11 protein-coding genes and 5 pseudogenes are annotated in these 20005 nt (G+C 34.6%); 10 read left to right on the plus strand and 6 right to left on the minus strand.

Going from position 1 to position 20005, the window contains the following annotated elements; translation table 11 throughout:
- Positions 1–269 precede the first annotated feature (269 nt).
- The 4 genes and pseudogenes from OOT12_RS05235 (at position 270) to OOT12_RS05250 (ending at position 4858) form a co-directional block, all read left to right on the plus strand.
- Positions 270–2882, plus strand: coding sequence for a hypothetical protein (locus OOT12_RS05235; protein WP_264685240.1), 2613 nt, complete (start codon positions 270–272; stop codon positions 2880–2882).
- Between the two features lie 377 nt (positions 2883–3259).
- Positions 3260–4080, plus strand: a pseudogene (locus tag OOT12_RS05240) (IS256 family transposase); the annotation flags it as partial.
- A gap of 265 nt (positions 4081–4345) precedes the next feature.
- Positions 4346–4468: pseudogene (locus OOT12_RS05245) on the plus strand (IS110 family transposase); the annotation flags it as partial.
- A 177-nt stretch (positions 4469–4645) separates the two neighbouring features.
- The gene (locus OOT12_RS05250) at positions 4646–4858 is read left to right on the plus strand and encodes a hypothetical protein (RefSeq protein WP_264685241.1); all 213 of its coding nucleotides are present in this window, start codon (positions 4646–4648) and stop codon (positions 4856–4858) included.
- Here OOT12_RS05250 and OOT12_RS05255 read toward each other — a convergent pair.
- Both OOT12_RS05255 and OOT12_RS05260 read right to left on the minus strand, forming a co-directional pair.
- Positions 4855–6087: an IS256 family transposase gene (locus tag OOT12_RS05255; protein ID WP_096097236.1), complete on the minus strand. Its 1233-nt coding sequence runs from the start codon at positions 6085–6087 to the stop codon at positions 4855–4857. The two genes, OOT12_RS05250 and OOT12_RS05255, sit on opposite strands and share 4 nt — an antisense overlap.
- A gap of 78 nt (positions 6088–6165) precedes the next feature.
- Positions 6166–7311 (minus strand): annotated as a pseudogene (locus OOT12_RS05260) (IS256 family transposase); the annotation flags it as partial.
- Positions 7312–7381: 70 nt separating this feature from the next.
- Between OOT12_RS05260 and OOT12_RS05265 the strand changes: the two are divergent.
- A pseudogene (locus OOT12_RS05265) lies at positions 7382–7735 on the plus strand (transposase); the annotation flags it as partial.
- Here the strand turns inward: OOT12_RS05265 and OOT12_RS05270 are convergent.
- The gene (locus OOT12_RS05270; protein WP_264685242.1) at positions 7680–8738 is read right to left on the minus strand and encodes an ankyrin repeat domain-containing protein; all 1059 of its coding nucleotides are present in this window, start codon (positions 8736–8738) and stop codon (positions 7680–7682) included. The pseudogene OOT12_RS05265 and the gene OOT12_RS05270 sit on opposite strands and share 56 nt — an antisense overlap.
- Before the next feature lie 113 nt (positions 8739–8851).
- Between OOT12_RS05270 and mutS the strand changes: the two genes are divergently transcribed.
- Positions 8852–11362, plus strand: coding sequence for a DNA mismatch repair protein MutS (mutS, locus tag OOT12_RS05275; protein WP_264374672.1), 2511 nt, complete (start codon positions 8852–8854; stop codon positions 11360–11362).
- 61 nt (positions 11363–11423) lie between these two features.
- On the opposite strand, the gene OOT12_RS05280 is transcribed toward mutS, so the two are convergent.
- Complete coding sequence (locus OOT12_RS05280; RefSeq protein ID WP_264685243.1) at positions 11424–12800, minus strand: ankyrin repeat domain-containing protein; 1377 nt, start codon at positions 12798–12800, stop codon at positions 11424–11426.
- Positions 12801–12931: 131 nt separating this feature from the next.
- Between OOT12_RS05280 and aspS the strand changes: the two genes are divergently transcribed.
- Both aspS and OOT12_RS05290 read left to right on the plus strand, forming a co-directional pair.
- Positions 12932–14734, plus strand: a complete 1803-nt coding sequence (gene aspS, locus OOT12_RS05285) for an aspartate--tRNA ligase (protein WP_264374674.1) — start codon at positions 12932–12934, stop codon at positions 14732–14734.
- A gap of 35 nt (positions 14735–14769) precedes the next feature.
- Positions 14770–16032, plus strand: a complete 1263-nt coding sequence (locus OOT12_RS05290) for an MFS transporter (protein ID WP_264374675.1) — start codon at positions 14770–14772, stop codon at positions 16030–16032.
- A 7-nt stretch (positions 16033–16039) separates the two neighbouring features.
- Here OOT12_RS05290 and OOT12_RS05295 read toward each other — a convergent pair whose 3' ends face one another.
- Entirely contained in the window at positions 16040–16963 is a 924-nt protein-coding gene (locus OOT12_RS05295; RefSeq protein WP_264374810.1) for an RluA family pseudouridine synthase, read from the minus strand.
- Positions 16964–17219: 256 nt separating this feature from the next.
- Between OOT12_RS05295 and OOT12_RS05300 the strand changes: the two genes are divergently transcribed.
- The gene (locus OOT12_RS05300; protein WP_264685244.1) at positions 17220–17405 is read left to right on the plus strand and encodes a hypothetical protein; all 186 of its coding nucleotides are present in this window, start codon (positions 17220–17222) and stop codon (positions 17403–17405) included.
- A gap of 24 nt (positions 17406–17429) precedes the next feature.
- On the opposite strand, the pseudogene OOT12_RS05305 reads toward OOT12_RS05300, so the two are convergent.
- Positions 17430–18326: pseudogene (locus OOT12_RS05305) on the minus strand (IS256 family transposase); the annotation flags it as partial.
- Positions 18327–18371: 45 nt separating this feature from the next.
- Here OOT12_RS05305 and OOT12_RS05310 point away from each other — a divergent pair.
- A complete protein-coding gene (locus tag OOT12_RS05310; protein WP_264685245.1) occupies positions 18372–19967 on the plus strand; it encodes an ankyrin repeat domain-containing protein in 1596 nt (531 codons plus the stop codon).
- The last annotated feature ends 38 nt before the right edge of the window (positions 19968–20005 follow it).

Raw genomic sequence — 20005 nt, forward strand, 5'->3', positions numbered from 1 at the left:
AAATATACGATCTTTTTTGCAATTTCAGAAGAGTCAATAATTCAATTCCTTATAACACTAATTAGTATGGTCTTTTCATTAAATTTATCCTCTCAAAAAGACAGTGCTTTATTCACCTGCTTTAATGGTATTATAATATTTTACACCTAAACCTACTCTATAAAAATTCACAATACGAATTAGTAAATAGATTATATTCAAATTGATTGTATTTATGATATATAGCGCATACAATATATTACTTGTTTATTTTAGTAGGGGGTATAGGTATGTTTAGTTTAAAGCAGGTAGTACAATATAATTTATTTGGTAGTAACGACCTTGAAGGCAATTCATCTTGTGAATTTGAAGATTTTCCTGAAGAGGTATTTGAGATTAGCAATGAAGAAAATCAAGCAATAGATAGTTTGAAAAGTAAAATAGAAAATCTACAACAAGAAAATTTTGATCTTAAAAAAAATGTAGAGTTACAAAAACACTATAAGAAAAGAGTAGAAGAGTATTACGAAGAAGTAAGTGAACTTACCAGAGAAATGCAAACCCTAGAAGGGAAAATTAAAAGGCTTGAAGTTGAATTACAAAGAAGGACGAGAAATTTAACTGAAAATGATCAAGACATCGAACAGCTAAAAAAGAAAATAGAAATATTATTATTAGAAACTCAGAACAAAAGTGATATAATTAAGAACTTAAATAATCAATTAAAAGAGGCAAAGAATGAAATTCAGTTAACAGACAAAATAAATGAAGAGTTACAGCAAAAACTGGTTTTGACTGAAGATGAGTTAAATAGAGTAAGAAAAGAAAGTACAGTGCTGATAAACAGTATAGAGGATTTGAAAGGTGATTATGAAAATCAGATATTAGAAAAAGAGAAGGAGCTTAATGATGTAAGAGATCAATTTTGTATTTATTTATCAGAGTATAAAGAACTATTTGCAGAATTCAATAGACTGCAGAAGGAAAACGAAAGTTTAAAACAGAAAAATTTCTATATTAGTAATGAAGTGTCTCTTGCAGATGAAATAAACAAAGAAAACGTAATAGAAGAAATAGCAAAGCTTCAGTTTGTACCTGAAGTGAAAATTAAACATATTATTGATAATAATGACCAAGAATCAACCTTACCAGATAGAGAAGCAGAAAATTATCGAACAAGTGAAGATAAAAACCTTGAAAATAATGATTTCGAGATTGGAGTATGGAATGAAGCTGACGATGAAAGTAGCGATGACCAGAAATCAACCTGGCTATATGGAAAAACAGAAAATTGTCGAACAAGTGAAGATGAAAACCTTGAAAATAATGATTTCGAGATTGGAGTATGGAATGAAGCTGACGATGAAAGTAGCGATGACCAGAAATCAACCTGGCTATATGGAAAAACAGAAAATTGTCGAACAAGTGAAGATGAAAACCTTGAAAATAATGATTTCGAGATTGGAGTATGGAATGAAGCTGACGATGAAAGTAGCGATGACCAGAAATCAACCTGGCTATATGGAAAAACAGAAAATTGTCGAACAAGTGAAGATGAAAACCTTGAAAATAATGATTTCGAGATTGGAGTATGGAATGAAGCTGACGATGAAAGTAGCGATGACCAGAAATCAACCTGGCTATATGGAAAAACAGAAAATTGTCGAACAAGTGAAGATGAAAACCTTGAAAATAATGATTTCCCAATTGAAGTATGGAACGAAACGGATAGTGAAAGTGACGATGACAACAATGTTAGCCCTTGCCCTGATTATGATGAAAGTTTTGGTAGGCGTTACAGTCAACTATTCTATGATGAAGCCATAATTCATAAAGAAAAAGATACTTTTGTTTTAATTCGTCAAAAAGATTCTTTTTCTTTAGCGAAAGTGAAACCGAATACAAGAGAAGAAGAAAAGTATGAAAGTATTTGGCAAAAAATAAATAAGATCCATGATTATCTGGATATTTTAGGTTACTCTGGTAGCGAAGAAGATTATGAGGAGTGCGAAAAAGAACTTGATAAAGTTATAAACGAAGCACTGAAACAAGGAATAATGTTCACTTTTCCATATAAATCTGATATGTCCTTGATAGATCGTATAGCTGACACATTCCCAAAGCTATATTTATCTGCTGACACTACTCGAATTTATGAGTTTTTACACAAGAAAAAAATATTTCAGATAATATCAGAAGGTGCATCTTTAAACAGATTTAGCGATGAAGAGCATGGAGATGTAGTAAACGTAATTTGTTCAGATAAAGATACCTTAGGTCAGAGAAAAGCAAACCTTTCAAAGCTGAAGGAGTTAGCACTTGAAAGTATTATAAGTAAAAGTGAGCAAATTGATGAACATGACTTTGAACTAGAAATAGATAATGGATATTTTTGTATAGATTACCCACAAAATAGTACTATTGAAGTTGCAAAGATATTCAATAATCAAAAAGCTAAAGATTTAAATCTAAATATTGGTATAGTTCAAGTTGGAAAAAGTATAATTAGAGTTGAAAACATAGAAGGAAGGAGAAATTATACAGACATCTCAGGAGATATCATTGAAATGTCTTTTACCACTGAAGTAGGAGAGATCAGTATTTATCTATGTCCTAATGAGAAAGATAGTAATAAAATAGAGGTGAGGCTTGTCGATGAAGTAAGATTTAACAAATTAGAGAATAAATCAAGTTTAGGGCTAAATTGTCTATTAGGGGGGAAAAGTGTTTTAACAGCTATAGAATATGGGTATTTTAAAAGAAATAGCAGCGTATTTGAAGAGTTAGATAAGGCTATTAAACAGTCAGATTATACAATAGAAAATCCATCTAGCTTTCTAGAGGGGGTTAATAAAAATCAACTACTCAAAGTAAATGCAAGGAGATATGGTCCAGGATTATGATAATACAAATTATCTGCATTATACTAAAATGTAAAAACAAGAGGAGCGAAGATGCTTTTTAATTTAGAGCCAGGCAGTGTTGGTTATAGTGATAAACATAGGATAGGATTGGAACTATCAAAATAAATGATAAAGAAAGAAGGAACTATAGCCCTTCTCATAATAGTCCAAAAAGAGTAAGATATGGATTTATAGTAGTGAAGGTAAGGATGCCAGTAGCATATAGTTATGACTTAAGGAAAAGGGTAATGGAAACGTTGGAGGTGGTGTAACAAGCTTTTTGCCTACCATTTGTCTATTAAGCTTGGGAGTGTTAAATAAACTGTGTCAAACCGAGAAGTAAAAATAAAATAGAAACAAAAAATGGAGGTTTGACAATGAGTCAAGCAAACAGAACTACCGGTTTGGTAGACTATAAAGAATTAGAAACAAATATCTTATCATCTATACGAGAAGGAAGACCATTGACGGAAAGAGATGGAGCATTAACACCATTTATAAAAAAACTGCTAGAGGGAAGGCGAGATAGAAAACCATTTGTCGGCTGAAAGCGAAGAAAACAACCGAAGAAATTCAAAGACTTTACGGACAAGTATTTGAACTATTGACACCAGGAGATAGAGAAGGAAGTTTCGAGCCACAAGTAGTCAGAAAAAGGCAAACAACCGAACTTGAAGCAAAGGTTTTAAGTACATATGCCAGTGGCATGGGATATAGCATCGCATGTAGAAGAAATATAAAATATCTGCAGCAGAGATATCAAGTATTACTGACAAATTGTTACTGGTAATCAACGAATGGCGCAGTCGTCCGCTGCAATCTGTATATCCAATAGTGTTCATGGTTTTTTAAGGTCAAGGAGGACGGGCATTGTGTAAGCAAATGTATGTATAACATATTAGCAAAATGGCAGAAAAGAAGTTTTAGGCTTTTATATAGCAGAAAGTGAGGGAGCTAACTTTTGGCTAGGGATGTTAAATGACTTAAAAGAGAAAGGAGTAGAAGATATCCTGATTGTATGTGTTAAAAAGCTTTCCTAAAGCAATAAACAGTGTATTTCCTAAAGCAGAAATGTATAGTACATCAGATAAGAAATTCACTGAAATATGTATCGAGCAAAAGTTTTCATGAATGATTTGAAAAAAACATATCAAGTAGAGAAATTGCCGAGAATTATTTACTTGAACTGGAGGAAAAATAGGGAGATGGTATGAATAAGTATTGCTTGGTTGGAAGCAAGAGAAGATAATGACTTCTCAGAGTGGATAGGTGGCAGGTTGGATGTTTTTCTGAAGCACTTTCTGCCCAGGGAGTAGAAAGAAGACTTCGTGGGGGAGATTAACTGCCCCTGCCACCGAAAATCATCGTGAGGCTCACAAAATGTGATGACCTCGTATAGGAGTTTGGAACAACCGGCAATATTCTACTCTGATATATTGAAATATGCAATTGGAGGAAAAAATATGCGTCACATTGGAGTCGATTTACATACCAATAGTTTTACTGTTTGTTACTTACAAGAAGGGAAACCTGAGCATATTCAAACGTTTCGCTTAAAAGACTTGGATAATTTCACCAAAGATCTTATATGTTAAAAACAAGTCTTTATAAGTATTAAGAAGTAGTAATATAAAGATGTATAGAGAAGAGGAACCGTCATAGATCTTGGTCATAAGGGACCGTATTGGAGCAAGGTTCTCTTCTCTGTTTATATACTGAATAGTTCCGAACAACTGATTGAGTTTTTAGGCTCGTATATAAGGGTGGAAAATGCAGTATTATATTATTCTTACGGAGGAATTATGAATTCATCAAATATCATTGCTGGCATTGATGTTAGCAAAAATAAGCTAGATATCCACATTCATCCACTTGGACATTATAAAGTATTGGGAACGTTCAAAAAAGTGTGTCAAGCCGCATTTTTAGTTCAACTCAGGGAACGTTCAAAAAAGTGTGTCAAGCCGCATTTTTAGTTCAACTCAATTTTCAATCTATCTGGAAAGAAAATATCAAGTTGAGACATAGTTAAAGCCCAATTAGGGAGAGCCATAATCCACTTTTGCTCTACCTTTTTTATAGCACAATATACCTGTTTGTACAAGGCATTTGTACTAGTAAATGAACCCTTAGTTTTAGTAAATTTCCTGATTTGTCTATGCAACCCCTCAATTGGATTGGTGGTGTAAATCAGCTTCCTAACTTGCCCAGAATACTTAAAATAACTGGATAAGTTTTCCCAATTGTTCTGCCAGGATTTTATAACTAAAGGATACTTCTCTCCCCATTTTTCTTCCAGCTCAAGCAGATAATTCTCAGCGATCTCTTTACTTGAAGCACGATATATTTTTTTCAAATCATTCATGAAAACTTTTACATCTTTGCTAGATACATATTTCAGTGAATTCCTTATCTGATGCACTATACATAGCTGTACTTCTGCCTTAGGAAACACACTATTTATAGCCGCAGGAAAGCTTTTTAGCCCATCAATGCAGGCAATTAGAATATCTTCTACTCCTCGCTCTTTTAGGTCATTTAGAACTCCCAACCAGAAGTTAGCTCCTTCACTTTCAGCCAAATAAAAACCTAATACTTCTTTTCTGCCATTTTGATTTATGCCCAATATATTATACATGCATTTACTTATACAATGTCCGTCCTCCTTGACCTTAAAGAACATGCCATCCATAAACACTATTGGATACACTGATTGCAGTGGGCGGCTGCGCCATTCATTGATTACTGGTAGCAGTTTATCAGTAATACTGGATATCTCTGCTGCTGATATTTTGTGGTCATATATTTCCTCAACATGTGAAGCTATATCTCTGTATCCCATGCCACTGGCATATGTGCTTAAGACCTTTGCTTCAAGTTCTGGATGTAGGCTTGTTTGCCTTTTTTTGACTATTTGCGGTTCAAAGCTTCCTTCTCTGTCTCTTGGTGTTAATAGTTCAAATGAGCCTGAACTTGTACGTAAAGTTTTTGCATTCCTTCCATTTCTTCGGTTATTTTCTTCACTTTTAGCTGACATGTGGCTTTCTATTTCACCTTCCAGACTTGCCTCTAGCAACCTTTTTATAAACGGTGTTAATGCTCCATCTCTTCCTGTCAATGGTCTTCCTTCTCGTATAGATGACAGGATATTTGTTTCTAATTCTTTATAATCTACCAAACCAGTAGTTCTATTTGCTTGACCCATATCAAACCTCCATTTTTTATATCAATTTATTACTTTTTTTTCGGTTTGACACACTTTTTTGAACGTTCCCTAATCCCACTTTTGCTCTACCTTTTTTATAGCACAATATACCTGTTTGTACAAGGCATTTGTACTAGTAAATGAACCCTTAGTTTTAGTAAATTTCCTGATTTGTCTATGCAACCCCTCAATTGGATTGGTGGTGTAAATCAGCTTCCTAACTTGCCCAGAATACTTAAAATAACTGGATAAGTTTTCCCAATTGTTCTGCCAGGATTTTATAACTAAAGGATACTTCTCTCCCCATTTTTCTTCCAGCTCAAGCAGATAATTCTCAGCGATCTCTTTACTTGAAGCACGATATATTTTTTTCAAATCATTCATGAAAACTTTTACATCTTTGCTAGATACATATTTCAGTGAATTCCTTATCTGATGCACTATACATAGCTGTACTTCTGCCTTAGGAAACACACTATTTATAGCCGCAGGAAAGCTTTTTAGCCCATCAATGCAGGCAATTAGAATATCTTCTACTCCTCGCTCTTTTAGGTCATTTAGAACTCCCAACCAGAAGTTAGCTCCTTCACTTTCAGCCAAATAAAAACCTAATACTTCTTTTCTGCCATTTTGATTTATGCCCAATATATTATACATGCATTTACTTATACAATGTCCGTCCTCCTTGACCTTAAAGAACATGCCATCCATAAACACTATTGGATACACTGATTGCAGTGGGCGGCTGCGCCATTCATTGATTACTGGTAGCAGTTTATCAGTAATACTGGATATCTCTGCTGCTGATATTTTGTGGTCATATATTTCCTCAACATGTGAAGCTATATCTCTGTATCCCATGCCACTGGCATATGTGCTTAAGACCTTTGCTTCAAGTTCTGGATGTAGGCTTGTTTGCCTTTTTTTGACTATTTGCGGTTCAAAGCTTCCTTCTCTGTCTCTTGGTGTTAATAGTTCAAATGAGCCTGAACTTGTACGTAAAGTTTTTGCATTCCTTCCATTTCTTCGGTTATTTTCTTCACTTTTAGCTGACATGTGGCTTTCTATTTCACCTTCCAGACTTGCCTCTAGCAACCTTTTTATAAACGGTGTTAATGCTCCATCTCTTCCTGTCAATGGTCTTCCTTCTCGTATAGATGACAGGATATTTGTTTCTAATTCTTTATAATCTACCAAACCAGTAGTTCTATTTGCTTGACCCATATCAAACCTCCATTTTTTATATCAATTTATTACTTTTTTTTCGGTTTGACACACTTTTTTGAACGTTCCCGAGATCGCTGAGAATTATCTGCTTGAGCTGGAAGAAAAATGGGGAGAGAAGTATCCTTTAGTTATAAAATCCTGGCAGAACAATTGGGAAAACTTATCCAGTTATTTTAAGTATTCTGGGCAAGTTAGGAAGCTGATTTACACCACCAATCCAATTGAGGGGTTGCATAGACAAATCAGGAAATTTACTAAAACTAAGGGTTCATTTACTAGTACAAATGCCTTGTACAAACAGGTATATTGTGCTATAAAAAAGGTAGAGCAAAAGTGGATTATGGCTCTCCCTAATTGGGCTTTAACTATGTCTCAACTTGATATTTTCTTTCCAGATAGATTGAAAATTGAGTTGAACTAAAAATGCGGCTTGACACACTTTTTTGAACGTTCCCGTATTTAATCAATTCATATTCATCATCCTCTTGTTGCTGTGTTTCTTCTGCTTTCTTAGAGTGCTTAAAATCATTTTTTATTAATTCAATCAAGAGCTTTAATGTGTTAAAACTTTTATGTCCCAATAAAGGATCTGCTTTGTTTTCAAGTAGAATTCTTGCTATTTCTGAATAGCCATTTCTAATAGCCCAGCATAACGGAGTACGCCCGTATTTATCCGCTATGTCAACAGCAGCTTCCTTTTCTATGATAGCTTTTACTATTTCCACTTGGCAATTTTCAGCAGAAACAGCATGATGTAATGCAGTACTCTCAGCCTGACTTACTGCATCAACATTAGCTCCCGTGTCTAATAGGAGTTCTACTATCTCTTTATTTGCATTGTGAGCAGCACAATGCAAAGGAGTACACCCATTTTGATCTGCTGTATTAACATTAGCCCCGTTTGCTATGAGAACTTTTATTATCTCTGTATAACCAAAGCGAACAGCAGCGTGTAAAGGAGTTATCTTAACTTTATCTACTGCATCAACATTAGCCCCCGTGTCTAATAGGAGTTCTACTATCTCTTTATGTCCATTGTGAGCAGCACAATGCAAAGGAGTACACCCATCTTGATCTGCTGCATTAACATTAGCCCCGTTTGCTATGAGAATCTCTACCACTCCTATACTACCACTTGCAGCAGCAAAGTGTAAAGGATTCCATCCATCTTGATCTGCTGTATTAACATTACCCCCTTTTTTTATTAAAAGCTCTGCTATCTTTACAAGATCATTTCTAGCAGCTATATGTAACAATGTACTTTGATCATCGAATGTATAATTTATGTTAAATCCATTATCTTGCCACTTTTTATACGTGTCTGGATCTTCTTTTTCCAATTCCTCTTTTATCCTTTCGATTATATTGTTCTCATTTAAGTCACTTATTGTCCTTAATATTTTTAACAACCGTTCATATTCCATAATTCTACCTCAAACTATTTGTTTTTGTACTATAGCTAAAAAAAATTATTGATCCATAATAAAATAACCAACACCAGAGTAAGTGGTTTGCTGCTAACATGTTTAAAAATGTTATGAACTTAATAAGAGAAAAAAATACCCCTGTAATGGAGCAATATTTAAATTTGAAAGCTCAATACACGGATCATCTATTGTTTTATAGACTGGGCGATTTTTATGAATTGTTTTTCGATGATGCTATTAAAGCTGCGAAATTGCTGAATATAGTGCTAACCAAGAAAGGCAATTCAAATGGGCAAGAAATACCAATGTGTGGAGTGCCAGCACACAGTAGTGAGTCTTACCTGCACAAGCTAATAGATTTAGGATTCAAAGTAGCAATCTGTGACCAATTAGAAACTGCTGATGAAGCAAAAAAGAGGGGATATAAATCCATAGTAAAACGTGATGTAGTGCGAGTTGTAACTCCAGGTACAATTATAGAAGATTCACTACTGGAGGATAAAAGCAATAATTATCTCGCATCCATAGTTGGACAAAATGACGAATATGCTATTAGTTGGCTTGAATTATCGACGGGAAAATTTTTTCACATTTTAACGAGTTTGAAAGCTCTAGATAGTGATTTATTGCGTATATCACCAAGAGAATTATTAATTTCTGAAAAATTCACTGAGGACGAAAAAATTAGATCGATTTTAAAAAATTATAAAATATCAATTACGCAACACGCACAGAGCTTTTTTGAGTATAGTAAATCTCACAGAACGTTATGCGAGTTTTATAAAATCAGGGAACTTGGGAGTATAGGAAATTTCAGCAAAGTAGAAATCATGGCGTGTGGTGCACTGCTTGAATATGTCAGAGTAACACAAAGGGGCTCCATTCCAAGGCTTGAATTCCCAAAAACCTATAAGCAACAAAATTTCATGCTTATTGATGCTTCAGCAAGGAGAAACCTTGAGTTGTTTTCAACTCAATTTGGTGAAAAGAAAGGTTCACTAATTTCAGTTATTGATCACACAGTAACAGCCTCTGGTGGACGCCTGCTCAAACAAATGCTCGCTTCACCCCTTGCTTGCTCTAAGGCAATTAATTTGAGGCTCAGCACCGCTCAATTTTTTGTAAATAATCATGAGCCACGCAGAAAAATACGAGAGATATTATCTAACATTCCAGATATTGAGAGGTCTTTATCGCGCTTAATACTAGGGCGTGGTTCACCAAAGGATATGAACCTATTAAAAATAGGCCTAGGAAAAACTTTAGAGTTGTCTGAGTTTCTGTCTACCTTGCATAATTATTGTTTAAGTGAAAAATCAGAAATTAACTCTCAGATGTCATTCCAGTGCTTGACCAGAGAAAAGGAACCAGTGTCTACTACTCAGGTGATAAGTAGTGACGAAAGTGAACTAAGCACAATACATAAAAGCCTTGGCAATCATAAAGACCTATTTGAACTGTTAAATAGTGCTATACTTGATAATAACCTCAGTTTCGTGAAAGAAGGAGGATTTATTCACTCAAAATACAACTCAGAATTATCTGAGTTATCCTACATATTAAATAATAGTAATAAACTAATAACCAAACTCCGTGAATCTTATCGCGACCTAACTGGTATTGCCGCACTTAAAATATTACATAACAACATACTCGGTTATTACGTTGAAGTGTCGGCAAATCACAAAATAACTTCGGATATATTTATTCATAGACAAAGCTTAGCAAATAGCATGCGCTACACTACTAATGAGTTGAAAGAACTAGAAAATAAAATTCTTACGGCACGTGATGCTGCAATCGGCTTAGAAATGAAAATTTTTAGTGAACTGTGTAGTGAAGTCGCTAAAGAATCTGAAAAAATTGCTCTTGCTGCAAATGCTTTGGCAAAACTTGATATTAGAACCGCGTTTGCAGAGCTTGCAGTGCAAAATAATTACGTAAAACCCATCATTGATGACAGCAAAGAGTTCAATATCTGTAGCGGAAGACATCCAGTGGTTGAAGTTAACGATAAATTCATTGCAAATAGCATCAATTTAGCTGGTATACATCTAATTACTGGTCCTAATATGGCTGGAAAAAGCACTTTCTTGAGGCAAAACGCTCTCATTGCAGTTTTAGCTCACATGGGGTCATTTGTGCCAGCAGAGAGTGCGCATGTAGGAGTGATTGACAAGATATTTAGCAGGGTTGGTGCAACAGATAATATAACAGCTGGTTATTCTACCTTCATGGTAGAGATGATCGAAACAGCAACGATAGTAAATCAGGCAACGGACCGTTCCTTGGTGATACTTGATGAAATTGGTAGGGGCACAGGGGTGTATGATGGATTATCTATTGCACAGGCGGTGATTGAACATATTCACAATGTAAATAAGTGCCGCGCCATTTTTGCAACTCATTATCATGAATTAACTAAAGTAGGTGAATACTTAGAAAATGTGAAATGTTTTTGTATGAAAATAAAAGAATGGAAAGGAGAAGTCATCTTTTTACATGAAGTAATTGAGGGCGTTGCAGATGAGTCATATGGAATACATGTAGCAAAACTTGCCGGTTTTCCTGATTCTGTTTTAAACAGAGCAAGAGAAGTATTTGAGGAGCTAAAGGCTTGAGGAAAGTAATATTATATTACTACACAATCATGGAGTTTTAGCAATCTATGACGCTTTAATTTTAGTCAGCTTTCTGAGCAGCTAAATTAACGTAGCATTGATCTATTGCCACATTGGTCAAGATTCCAATTCCACCACCTACAACTGCACCTACAGCTCCTAATGCCAATTGAGTGCCAACCCCAATAGAGGAACCCATTATTAATGGAGCAAGAAAGTATATCGCTAAAGCACAGGTTATTGCAGCTACACTTATAACAGCCAGCTTTCTCGGACAAAAATTTTCTGGTGCCTCAGCACTAGATATGAATGATGATTTTACTAGATTTTTTCTACTTTCATGATCTAAAAAGCCACTCACTGTTCTCATTATAGGACGGGTAGAGCCGTCACCAGTCAAGTTAATTCTATCTTCCACTATATCATGAAGTTCTTTAACTTGAGCTTTATATTCGTCCCAGTAGACTGATAACTCTTGTTGGTCATTGAGAAGATCTGGTTTATTTGAAGTTGTTAACCAGTGTGAGTCATGTTTCAAAATATATCGAATTGTAGCTTTCCCTATATCTATATGCCCTTCAGTAATTGCATACTTTAAAACACCTTCTGCTTTTTCCCTTCCAACATTAAGATCAGCACCAGCTTTTATCAATAATTCTACTATCTTTGGAGAATTATGAAATATAGCAATATCTAAAGGGACCATCTCATTACAATCTTTGATATTTAAGTTTGCTTTGTGTTCTATTAAATAACTTATAAATTTTAAGGTTTTATCAGATTTTTGATCGTCTATGTCTTTATGTCTGTAATATATTCTAATTGCAAAATTCAACGCAGTTTGACCCTTTAACGCACTACCACCAATAATTAAGTTCTGATAGCTTTTTACCTCTTGATTTATTAAGTTAACATCCGCACCGTTTTCTATTAAAGCCTTAGCTCCTTCGAAATTGCCTTGTGCAGTTTGCAGATGAAGTAAGTAACGACCAAGATGATCAGTTGCATTAGGATTTGCACCTTGTTCAATCAAATACCTTGCAATTTTATCATTAAATTTGTGATCATAAGTTGCAGATTCTAGTGGCTCAGGATTTTGCGATAACTCATCTTTATCTATTAAGCTGTTAATCTGACAGATTGATTTTACTGACTCTAAATCTCTTCTTTTAACTGCCTTTGTGACTGCAGCGCTAAAGCTTATACCCTTTTCTATTAGATATTCGGCCATTTTGTTATTAGTAGAACACTTTAATAAATTTGTACCGCTTTGGGAATTAACCTCAGTGACAACATCTCGAATAATGGAACTATTTTCCTCAAAAATTGACTTTACTTTTTCTAAATCATTTTTGGTGACAGTATCAACAAGATCTTTTATTACAGCATTCACCCTCTCTTTTTTAGCTAAAATTTCTTTTAATTCTTTAGGGTTCATAAATACACCTCAACACACATAATAAAAAAGTATATCTAAATCAGAATTGCTTATAAAGGATTTTTAGATATTAGCTTGCCCAAAGGTTAATTTATTTTATAATCTTTCTGTATTCTAGAAATTTCAATTAAATGAACTGCTATAAAACTCACGCGTGTAATGAATTAAGGAAGAATGATGTAGAAAAGGAAGTTACTCTCTCTGGGTGGCTGTACCGTAAACGTGACCATGGTAACCTAATCTTTGTTGATTTAAGAGATTTTTATGGAATTACTCAACTGGTATTTAATAATGACAAAGACTTTTTTGATGAAATTTCAAATTTAAAATCAGAAAGTGTGATTACTGTCACAGGAATAGTCAAAGCTAGAACTGAAGACACGGTAAATAGCTCTATTTCCACAGGAGAAATTGAAGTTATAGTTAGTAATTTACAAGTTGAATCGGAAGTTGAGTTCCACTGTGATGAAGAAATAGCAAAAGAAGAAAGGAGTATATTAGCAAGTATCGCCGGTGAGCAAGAATACCCAGAAAACATGAGATTTAAATATCGTTTTCTTGACTTAAGACGTGAAAAAGCCCGTAACAACATTATTCTGCGTTCACAGATCATTTCAGAGCTCAGGAGGCTCATGATAGAGCAAGGATTTTTGGAAATTCAAACTCCAATACTTACTGCCTCTTCTCCTGAAGGTGCACGTGACTACTTAGTGCCAAGCAGACTAAATCCTGGTAAATTCTATGCATTACCACAAGCTCCACAGATTTTTAAGCAGTTGCTTATGGTTTCAGGGTTTGATAAATATTTTCAAATTGCACCTTGTTTTCGTGATGAGGACGCAAGGGCTGACCGTTCTCCTGGGGAGTTTTATCAGCTCGACCTTGAAATGTCTTTTGTGACTCAAGAAGATATATTTCAGGTTATTGAATCTACTTTATATAAAGTGTTCGCGAAATTTTCTCGCAAGTCTGTCGATAAAGATTTTCCACGCATTACATACAAAGATGCAATGCTCAAATATGGCTCTGATAAGCCAGATTTGCGTAATCCATTATTAATTAGCGATGTAACAGAAATTTTCCGTGATTCAGAGTTTAATATTTTCAAAAGCAATATTGAACGCGGTATGGTAGTGAGAGCCATTCCTGCTCCTAAAACAGCAGAGGAACCACGCAGCTTCTTTGATAAAAAGATAGAACATGCGCAAAGAGAATTCGGTGCTAAAGGTCTTGGATATATAACGTTCGATAAAGATGGAATTGCAAAAGGACCAATTGCTAAATTCCTTGATGAAAATAGGTTAAATTCCATAAAAGAAATAACAAATATAGAACCTGGAGATAGTGTGTTTTTTGCTTCTGACAAAGAGAATGAGGCAGCAACAATTGCAGGGAAAGTGCGTATTCTTTTGGGATCAGAACTAGGTCTTATAGATGACAATATCTTCAAATTCTGTTGGGTAATTGATTTTCCTTACTTTGCGTATGACGATAAAAGTAAAAAAATTGATTTCTTTCATAATCCATTTTCTATGCCACATGGTGGCTTGAAAGATTTAGAAGAAAAGAATCCACTGGATATCCTTGCTTACCAATATGATCTTGTTTGCAATGGAATAGAGCTGTCAAGTGGAGCAATTCGTAATAACAAACTAGATATTATGTACAGAGCTTTTGCCATTGCAGGCTACAGTAAAGAGGAAGTTGATACAAAATTCGGTGCGCTCGTGCGTGCATTTAGGTTTGGAGTGCCACCTCATGGTGGAATAGCACCAGGGGTTGATAGAATGGTTATGCTGCTTGCTGATGAGCCGAACATTCGTGAAGTAATCTGTTTTCCTATGAATCAGCAAGGTGAAGATGTTCTAATGGGTGCTCCTTCTAAAGTAGAGGATAAGCATTTACGTGAGTTGTCTTTAAAGGTTGTTGAATAAAAATTTTTATAGCGGAGTGTGGTAAACTGGAAGTTATGAACAATATTCAAAAAGCAATACTATCAAGCATAATCTGCAATATGATTATATGGTATGAAGTAACTCTGTTTGGAGTTTTAACGCATATAATAAGCAACGTTTTTTTTCCTTCAGAAAGTGATTATTTAAGCACAATCAAATTTCTTGGCAGTTTTGCAATTGGATTTGGATTTAGACCACTTGGTGCATTTATTTTTGGTTACATTGGAGATAAATACGGCAGAAGGAAAATTTTGCTGACTTCCGTAATATTAGCTTCGATATCATCTACTGCAATTGCGATTATACCAAGCTTTAAAGAAATAGGAATATTTTCTCCTATACTGCTTCTGCTTTGTAGAATAACACAAGGAATGGCAGCAGGTGGAGAAACAAGTATCAATTCAGCTTTTTTAATAGAGCATTCAAGCGACAAAAAAAATCTAGGCTTTTTAGGTAGCATGAAAGCTTTTAGTGGTGCTCTTGGTTCTATTACATGCTTTGTAATGATAGCTGTTTGCAAAAAGTTTACAGGTGAAAATTATGAAATTTGGGGCTGGAGGTTGCTCTTCTATTTCTGCTCTGTTATGGGTGTAATAGGCTTTTTAATAAGGTACATAATGGAAGAGAGTCTAGCATATAAAACTCATGACCAAAATAAAAGCTTATCTAATTCTCCCTTTTTAGAATTAATCAGGGACTATAAAAAGGCATTTGTGCTAGCAATTGGACTTGGCATTGCCCAAAATGCAATTGTTTATTCAGCAATCATGTTTTACAACATATCTGTAAAAGAACTTATTCTCTCAGGCATCGATATTAAAAATGTAGTAAGGATTATGGTTGAAATTACATTTGGAACGTCTGCAGTGCTGTTTGCAATACTGTCTGATAAAGTTGGAAGAAAAAACGTGATAATTCCCACATTAGTAGCTTTAGCTTGCATCAGTTTGCCAGCACTTTCGCTATTATCACATGATAACCACTATATTGTAACGCTCACTTTCCTATTAATAAGTGTGCCGATAGGTGCATCTTTTGGAATATATAATTCTCTTGCCTGCGAATTGTTTCCAACGAAAGTTAGATGCACTGGCTTTAGCTTAGCACATAACATATCTGCAGGTATTTTTGGTGGTCTTTCTCCATCGATATGCATGTGGCTTATAGAAAAAACCGAAACAAAACTTGCAGCAGGGATTTATCTTACTGCCTGCGCATTAATTAGCCTAATATCTGTGCTTCAAATTAAAGCCAAAGACAGAAAAGTTGATTGGTGAAGTCGTTTCAGTTGAAAGACAGCACTTCAATAGATTTTTCGATATGCCCAGGGACAGGAGCAGTAATAGTGATTTCTTTATTATTTGGCAGTTTTAAAGATAAAGAATGCGAATGAAGATGAATCTGATTTGCTACTCCATCAATAAAAGCTTTTTTACCACCATATTTACCATCACCAAGAATAGGACAATTTATATGAGTTAAATGTACACGTAACTGATGGGTTCTACCGGTAATTGGTTGTAATTTTAAATAAGCAACATTATGTTTTAACCTTGATATGATTGAAAAATGCGTAGTGGCATTTTGAGGTGAGTCTTCATCAATAACCACTTTTTCTTGCCCTGAAACATATTTTTTTGCCAATGGATAGTCTATTGTTCCACTATCTTTGCTCGGTATACCAGAAGTTAATGCTAGGTAAGTTTTTTTTACCCTACGTCCTTTAAATTCTTCCATAAGGTATCTTGCAACATTGGCATTGCGCGCGAATATTATTACTCCGCTTGTATCTCTATCGAGTCTATGGACAATTTTAAATACTTCCCCTTCTATTATTTGATCAAGCAAATCACTAATACTAATTTTTACTTTTATACCACCTTGAACGATGACCCCTGCGGGTTTGTTTATAGCTAGTATATATTCGTCTTCATATAATATGTTCTCTCTTAGTAGATTCACTAACTTTTCATTATATTTACGATCAGAATTAGTGTTTTCAATATAATCTAAGTATCTTATCGTTATAGTTTGCCCAGAGCTTACCCTATCTCTGGATTTTGCCGTGCAATTATCAACCTTGATTAATCCTTTCCTTAAAGACTTCTCAATTGCAGATTGTTTCAAATTGGGAAAAATTCTTCTGATGTACCTATCGAGCCTAACGTTATTGTCTTCTACTAATATAGTTTTGATACCTTCTGACATCTTACTTATAAAAATTTTATTGTGTAAACTAAAATCTAACATAGCTAATGTACTCCTCAGTTTCAGCTACTTGCATCGAGTGCTACGTGCTGGAATTTAGAGGATTATTTAACTATTTATAACAGCTTCATATTTTCCTACAGCTGAGTAAAGTGGTAACAATGATAGTTTCTCGATCATAGAGAGGTGAGTATTAGGCTCTTTAGTACTAGGGCCTGGACACGCTTCAGTGTTAGGCCCTAACTTCATACACTCAATGCCGTTAGCTAAAGATGTTACTCTTCCTACATTAACATTTTTAGTGCGATATGACCACCTGCAAGGACTATGTAATATTTGTTCTTTTACTCCATCGTGGATTATGGCTCTCCCTAATTGGGCTTTAACTATGTCTCAACTTGATATTTTCTTTCCAGATAGATTGAAAATTGAGTTGAACTAAAAATGCGGCTTGACACACTTTTTTGAACGTTCCCGCGATCTCTTTACTTGAAGCACGATATATTTTTTTCAAATCATTCATGAAAACTTTTACATCTTTGCTAGATACATATTTCAGTGAATTCCTTATCTGATGCACTATACATAGCTGTACTTCTGCCTTAGGAAACACACTATTTATAGCCGCAGGAAAGCTTTTTAGCCCATCAATGCAGGCAATTAGAATATCTTCTACTCCTCGCTCTTTTAGGTCATTTAGAACTCCCAACCAGAAGTTAGCTCCTTCACTTTCAGCCAAATAAAAACCTAATACTTCTTTTCTGCCATTTTGATTTATGCCCAATATATTATACATGCATTTACTTATACAATGTCCGTCCTCCTTGACCTTAAAGAACATGCCATCCATAAACACTATTGGATACACTGATTGCAGTGGGCGGCTGCGCCATTCATTGATTACTGGTAGCAGTTTATCAGTAATACTGGATATCTCTGCTGCTGATATTTTGTGGTCATATATTTCCTCAACATGTGAAGCTATATCTCTGTATCCCATGCCACTGGCATATGTGCTTAAGACCTTTGCTTCAAGTTCTGGATGTAGGCTTGTTTGCCTTTTTTTGACTATTTGCGGTTCAAAGCTTCCTTCTCTGTCTCTTGGTGTTAATAGTTCAAATGAGCCTGAACTTGTACGTAAAGTTTTTGCATTCCTTCCATTTCTTCGGTTATTTTCTTCACTTTTAGCTGACATGTGGCTTTCTATTTCACCTTCCAGACTTGCCTCTAGCAACCTTTTTATAAACGGTGTTAATGCTCCATCTCTTCCTGTCAATGGTCTTCCTTCTCGTATAGATGACAGGATATTTGTTTCTAATTCTTTATAATCTACCAAACCAGTAGTTCTATTTGCTTGACCCATATCAAACCTCCATTTTTTATATCAATTTATTACTTTTTTTTCGGTTTGACACACTTTTTTGAACGTTCCCTTAAATACTCACTGGTACTTCGCAATGACTGTTCTTTAACTGATATTGCTGAAAGAGGTGCATTTGGTAAGCTGATATCTACGTGGCTTGTTGACATGTCCAACTTAACAGAGAGTCAGAAGGAGTTGAATAAAAAATTCTTAAGTACTTTTAAAGACTTTCCACATGTTACTTATAAGGATTATAAGAACGATGTTGAAAAAATTAAAAAATTTTTACTGGATCATAAAAGTAATCAAGATCTAAAAACCATCCTCAACCTTAAAAGAGGAGAATCTAAACTGACAATACTGCATATTCTATCAAGTATGGAATGTAGCAATGCGGGAGAATTCATAGATTTACTGTTGAATTCAGGTGCTGATCCTAATGAAAAGGACGACACAGGAAGAACACCTTTACATTATGCTACTCGTTCTGGTCATTGTGATACAATTATCAAATTGCTTCTAAGGAAAGGAGCTAATCTTGATATAAAGGATAAAAAAGGTAAAACCCCAATAGAATTTGCAGTTAATAATCCCAACCTTAATATTAAAGAGTACTTTTTAACTGATGATGTTATTTATGGAACTTTTCGTAAAAAAACACAAGTTGACTATAATGGAAAAAAGTATTTGTGCAAAAGTGTAAATCTATGGGGAGAGGATTTTCTACTAGATGAGCAAGATCCAGATAAATATTTTTGTAAATTAGATGAAGTTCAAGACATAAATCAGCTAGAACAGGTTGTAAATGAAGCTATAAAATCTAGGGTAAGGTTCAATCTTACTTGTGAGGGAAATATATATGAAAATACTTATGAGAATAAGTATAATTTTACAGATTATGTAATAAGAAGAATTAGTGAATTAAAGATTTTTCAAGTTGAAAGGGACATAGAAGTTGCTAGTCGCATAGTATGTAATTTGGTAAAAAGAGGTGCAGTATTTGAAACTTTAAGTAGTATAATTGTAATTGATAAACTAGAGAAGTTTAAAGACCACAAAGCTAATCTGAAAGAAGCACGTAAAAGCTATATACATTATTCTCTAAGGTTTTTGGAAGCTGCAAAAAACGCAACTACTGGTAAGGTAAAAGAGGCAAAAATGGACAACTTCACTTTCTACTTGAAATATTCAAAGAATAGTATAGTCGAGGTTGCAAAAATCATAAATGGAACAGATGAAAGCACAGAATTTCGAAGAGACGTGATAGCAATCGGTGAAAGCGAGATAGAAATTTTAACGGAAGGTGGGGTAAGAAATTATACTGACCTTATAGGTAATATAGTACTGACTTTTCATACTGATTTGGGAAAAGTAGATGCTAGATTGTATTCTGATGTGCAAGATGAAGGAAAAATTATAGTAGAAGTGAGTAACAAGGAGGAAATATTGGAAAAGTTTAAAAATTATAAAGAAGAGTTAGGTGAGAACTGCTTGCTTGGTGGTTCTTCTGTCTACGACGCTATTAAGCAGGGATATTTTAAAAGGCCTGAGGAAGTAGATTCCATATATCATGTAAGTTCTTCATTAGAAAATATATCTTTATTGCCTATTGTACAACAGAACATAGAGAAAATTCGCTAGCAAGGTTAGTGTTGCTTAGCTTAAGTTTAAATTGCCAA

This window comes from Wolbachia endosymbiont (group B) of Parapoynx stratiotata, from assembly GCF_947250635.1.
GTDB lineage: Bacteria > Pseudomonadota > Alphaproteobacteria > Rickettsiales > Anaplasmataceae > Wolbachia.